The organism is Actinomycetes bacterium, assembly GCA_036510875.1.
GTDB lineage: Bacteria > Actinomycetota > Actinomycetes > Prado026 > Prado026 > DATCDE01.
Window position 1 is genome coordinate 1 of the sequence record DATCDE010000146.1, and the last position, 4,432, is coordinate 4,432.

The following is a 4,432-nucleotide window of genomic DNA, read 5'->3' on the forward strand; positions in this document are numbered from 1 at the left end:
CGACCACCGAGACCTACGCGGCGCTGCGGCTGGACATCGACACCCGGCGGTGGGCCGGGGTCCCGTTCTACCTGCGCACCGGCAAGCGGCTGGGTCGCCGGGTCACCGAGGTGGCGATCGTGTTCAAGCGGGCGCCGCACCTGCCTTTCGAGGCGACCGCCACCGAGGAGCTGGGCCAAAACGCGCTGGTGATCCGGGTGCAGCCGGACGAGGGCATCGCGCTGCGCTTCGGGTCGAAGGTGCCGGCGACACACATGGAGGTGCGCGACGTCACCATGGACTTCGCGTACGGCGAGTCGTTCACCGAGTCCAGCCCGGAGGCCTACGAGCGGCTGATCCTGGACGTCCTCATCGGCGAGGCCCCCTTGTTCCCCCGGCACGAGGAGGTCGAGCTGTCCTGGCGGATCCTCGACCCGGTCGAGGCCCACTGGGCCGCGCAGGGTCAGCCCGAGCAGTACCCGGCGGGCACCTGGGGACCGGCGTCCGCCGACGCCATGCTGGCCCGCGACGGACGGACCTGGAGGCGCCCATGATCGTCGACCTGACCGACACCACCGCCGGTGCGATCGCCGCCGCGCTGGTCCAGGCCCGGCACAGCGCCGGCGTGCCGGCCATCGGCATGGTGCTCACGCTGGTGATCGTCACCGACGAGAACGGCAGCTACGACGCGCTGCGCGCCGCCAACGACGCCGCCCGCGAGCATCCCTCGCGGATCCTGGTGGCGATCCAGCGCCCCGGGAGGGCGGTGCCCCGGCTGGACGCCGAGGTGCGGTTCCTCGGCGACTCCGGGCCGGGCGAGACGGTCGTGATGCGCATGTACGGCGAGCTGGCCGAGCACGCCGAGTCCGCGCTGCTCCCGCTGCTGCTGCCGGACGCCCCCGTGGTGGTCTGGTGGCCCGGCTCGGCCCCCCGCGTACCGGCCGACGACCCGGTCGGTCGACTGGCCCAACGGCGGGTCACCGACAGCGCTGCGGCGGCCGACGCCGCGGCCGAGCTGGGGCTGCGGGCGGACGGCTACCACCCGGGGGACACCGACCTGGCCTGGACCCGGATCACCGGCTGGCGGACGCTGCTGGCGGCCGCCCTGGACGAGCCGTTCGGCCCGGTGACGGGCGGCGAGGTCGCCTGCGAGCCGGGCAGTCCGAGCTCGCTGCTGCTGGCCAGCTGGCTGAGCCAGCGGCTCGGCGCGCCGGTCCGTCAGGTCGACTCGGCCGGCCCGGGGATCACCGCCGTCCGGCTGGCCAGCGTGGACGGCGACCTGGTCGTGGCCAGGCCGGACGGCCGGGTGGCGCACCTGACCCGGCCGGGCCAGCCCGAGCGGGAGGTCGCGCTGCAACAGCGCGAGACCGCGGAGATCATGGCCGAGGAGATGCGGCGGCTGGACCCGGACGACGTCTACGGCGAGGTGCTCGGCAGCCTGCGCGCGACGCTGGCCGACCCGGTGTCCTCGTGACGACCCCCGAGGTCCTGGTCCATCGCGACATCCTCGAGCTGGCGGAGGCGGCGGCCGCCCGGCTGACCACCCGGATCGTCGAGGTCCAAGCCGCCCGTGGCCGAGCCTGCGTGGTCCTCACGGGGGGCGGCGTGGGCACCGCCGTGCTGGCCGAGCTCGCGGCCAGTCCGTCCCGGGACTCGGTCGACTGGCAGCGGCTGGACGTCTGGTGGGGTGACGAGCGGTACCTGCCGGCCGGTGACCCGGACCGCAACGAGACGGCGGCCAGGGCCGCCCTGCTCGACCTGGTGCCCGTGGTGGCGTCCGCCGTCCACCCGATGCCGGCCCGGGACGGCGACAGCTCGCCGGAGGCGGCCGCGGAGCGGTACGCCGCCGAGCTCGCGGGCCAGGCTGACCGCGGCGGTGCGCTGCCACGCTTCGACGTCCTGCTGCTGGGAGTGGGTCCGGACGCGCACGTCGCGTCGCTGTTCCCAGAGCAGCCCGCGCTGCACGAACGGGACCGCACGGTGGTGGCCGTCCGGGGCGCCCCCAAACCGCCGCCGGTCCGGCTCACCCTCACGCTGGCGGCCATCCGCAGCGCCGAGGAGGTCTGGCTGCTCGCCGCCGGGGCGGAGAAGGCCCGGGCGCTGCGCCTGGCCCTGAGCGACGCCGGCTCGGTCCAGGTGCCGGCGGCGGGAGCGCGGGGACGTCGCCGAACGCTCGCGCTGCTCGACGAGTCGGCCGCGTCCGCCCTGCCCCCGTCGCTGGGCCGGATCGCCAGCCCCTGAGACTCGACGCCTCAGCCGCCTCAGTTCGCCTCAGCCGGCGTCGCCGCGCAGCCTGGCCAGCGCCTCCTCCAGGATGGCGTCGCCGTCGTGGTCGGTGCGCCGCTCGCGCACGTAGGCCAGATGGGTCTTGTACGGCTCGATCTTCGGCGGGGACGGCGGCTCGTTGCGGTCCCGCCCGGCCGGCCAGCCGCAGCGAGGGCAGTCCCAGGAGTCCGGGATCACCGCGTCGACGGCGAACGAGGGCCGCGTCTCGTGTCCGTGCGCGCACCAGAACGCGACCCGCCGCCGAGGGGCGGTGTCGCCACGCTCGGCCTCCCCCATCGGCCCGGCCCCCACCCGGCTGCCGCGAATGGCACTCCCACCGGACACGCGTTGCCTCCTCGTCGTTCGAACGGGCTAGCTGTGCGTCTTGAGGATCAGCCCGAGGCCGATGATGCAACCGCTCCAGACCACCCCGATGGCGATCGTGATGCGGTCCAGGTTGCGTTCGGCGACCGACGAGCCACCCACCGACGAGGTCACCCCGCCGCCGAACATGTCGGACAGGCCGCCGCCCTTGCCCTTGTGCAGCAGCACGAGCACGATCAGCAGCAGGCTTGTGAGGATCAGGAAGCCGACGAGGATCCAGCCGAACCAGTTCATCAGGTGGAGAACCCCTCCTCAGGACGGTTGGTCGTGGCCGGTGGCCACGTCGAGGTCGACAGCGGGAGCGCTGCGGTCCTGTGCGCAGGATACCGTGCGCACAGGACCGATCCGGGTCTGATCGATCGCCCGGCGACGCCGTCCTGCGGGGCCCGGACAGCGGGCACGAAACGCCGCCGCCACACAGGTCGGACAGGCCGCCACTCTTGCGGCGGCGCAGCAGGGGGGAGGAGCACAAACAGCAGCCTCGCGATTGTCAGAATGATCGACAGTACGATGGGTCATCTGGCCCCATCGGTGTCAGTTGTCATGGGCAGTGTCGCATCCGCGCCGGGCGGGCTGGCGCAACGGTCAGTTCAACCGGACCCGCGGGTCGAGCACCGCATACACGATGTCGACGATGATGTTGGCGATCACGACGAACGCTGCGGCGAGCATGACGATTCCGATCACGACCGGCAGGTCCTGCTGGTTGATCGCGACGATCGACGCCTGCCCGATCCCGCCGAGGCTGAACACTGTCTCGGTGATCACCGCGCCGCCGACGAGGGCACCGAGGTCGATGCCGAACTGCGTGACGAGCGGCGTGCTCGCGCTGCGGAGAGCGTGCCGGTAGGTGACCCGGCGTTCACTGAGCCCTTTCGCCCGGGCAGTGCGGATGTAGTCCTCCCCCAGCACGTCGAGCATCGATCCTCGGGTGAGCCGCGTGTAGACGGCAGCCGACACGAGCGCTAACGCGAACCACGGCAGGATCAGATGTCGCGCCCACTCATACGGGCTCTGCGTGAACGGCACGTAACCTCCGGCCGGGAAGAAGTCGAACCCGGCCACGGTCAGGCGGAAATAGAAGAAGTAGAGGAACAGTAGGCCGAGCAGGAATGTCGGCATCGAGTAGAAGAACAGCGCGAACCCCGTGAGCCCACGGTCGAGGAGAGTGCGCGGGTGGATCGCCGACATCACGCCGTTGAAGACGCCGATCACGAGCCAGATGATCGCCGCGCCGAATGCGAGCGACAGCGTGACCGGAAGGTCCTGCGCGATGATCGTGGTCACGGGTTGCTGGTGGTAGTAGGAGTAGCCGAGGTCGCCGTGCAGCAGGTGCGAGATCCACGTGGCGTACTGCACGAGCAACGGCCGGTCGAGGCCCAGGCGATGATTGATCAACTCGATCGTCTGCGGGGTCGCCTGCCGCCCGGCGAGCGCGCGAGCCACGTCCGGCGGCGCGATGAAGAAGATGGCGAAGACGAGGATGCTGATCAACCACAGGACGAGAACGCCGAGCGCGACGCGCCGGACGAGGAAGCGGGCCATGAGTTCCCTCGCTCAGTTGAACATGCGGTCGGCGCGCGGGTCGAACGCGTCTCGGACGCCGTCGCCGAACAGGTTGAAGGCCAGCGTCGTGATCAGCAGCGCTGCTCCCGGGAAGACGACGAACCACCACGCGACCGTGTAGTAGTTGATCGACTCGTTGAGCATCCCGCCCCAGTCCGCGGTCGGCGGCGGCACACCGAGGCCGAGGAAGGACAGCGAGGCCTCGAAGACGATGACGACGGGGATCAGCAGCGTGGTG

General features: G+C 71.7%; 7 protein-coding genes. 3 read left to right on the forward strand and 4 right to left on the reverse strand.

The features are described 5' to 3' along the window. The 3 genes from VIM19_08685 to pgl all read left to right on the forward strand — a co-directional run. Positions 1-533: glucose-6-phosphate dehydrogenase (locus VIM19_08685; protein HEY5184958.1), on the forward strand; the 533-nt coding region annotated here is incomplete at its 5' end. Further along, positions 530-1,453 carry a glucose-6-phosphate dehydrogenase assembly protein OpcA gene (locus VIM19_08690; GenBank protein ID HEY5184959.1) on the forward strand — a complete coding sequence of 308 codons (924 nt, stop codon included), beginning with the start codon at positions 530-532 and terminating at the stop codon, positions 1,451-1,453. The genes VIM19_08685 and VIM19_08690, both read left to right, overlap by 4 nt. Beyond that, positions 1,450-2,220, forward strand: coding sequence for a 6-phosphogluconolactonase (gene pgl, locus VIM19_08695; protein HEY5184960.1), 771 nt, complete (start codon positions 1,450-1,452; stop codon positions 2,218-2,220). The genes VIM19_08690 and pgl overlap by 4 nt, the downstream gene beginning before the upstream one ends. A gap of 30 nt (positions 2,221-2,250) precedes the next feature. On the opposite strand, the gene VIM19_08700 is transcribed toward pgl, so the two are convergent. The 4 genes from VIM19_08700 to VIM19_08715 form a co-directional block, all read right to left on the reverse strand. Continuing rightward, entirely contained in the window at positions 2,251-2,589 is a 339-nt protein-coding gene (locus tag VIM19_08700; protein ID HEY5184961.1) for an RNA polymerase-binding protein RbpA, read from the reverse strand. Between the two features lie 27 nt (positions 2,590-2,616). Then, positions 2,617-2,865: a preprotein translocase subunit SecG gene (gene secG / locus VIM19_08705; GenBank protein ID HEY5184962.1), complete on the reverse strand. Its 249-nt coding sequence runs from the start codon at positions 2,863-2,865 to the stop codon at positions 2,617-2,619. A gap of 348 nt (positions 2,866-3,213) precedes the next feature. Next, positions 3,214-4,173 carry an ABC transporter permease gene (locus VIM19_08710; GenBank protein HEY5184963.1) on the reverse strand — a complete coding sequence of 320 codons (960 nt, stop codon included), beginning with the start codon at positions 4,171-4,173 and terminating at the stop codon, positions 3,214-3,216. A 12-nt stretch (positions 4,174-4,185) separates the two neighbouring features. Further along, the coding region (locus tag VIM19_08715; GenBank protein ID HEY5184964.1) for an ABC transporter permease subunit at positions 4,186-4,432 on the reverse strand (247 nt) is incomplete at its 5' end.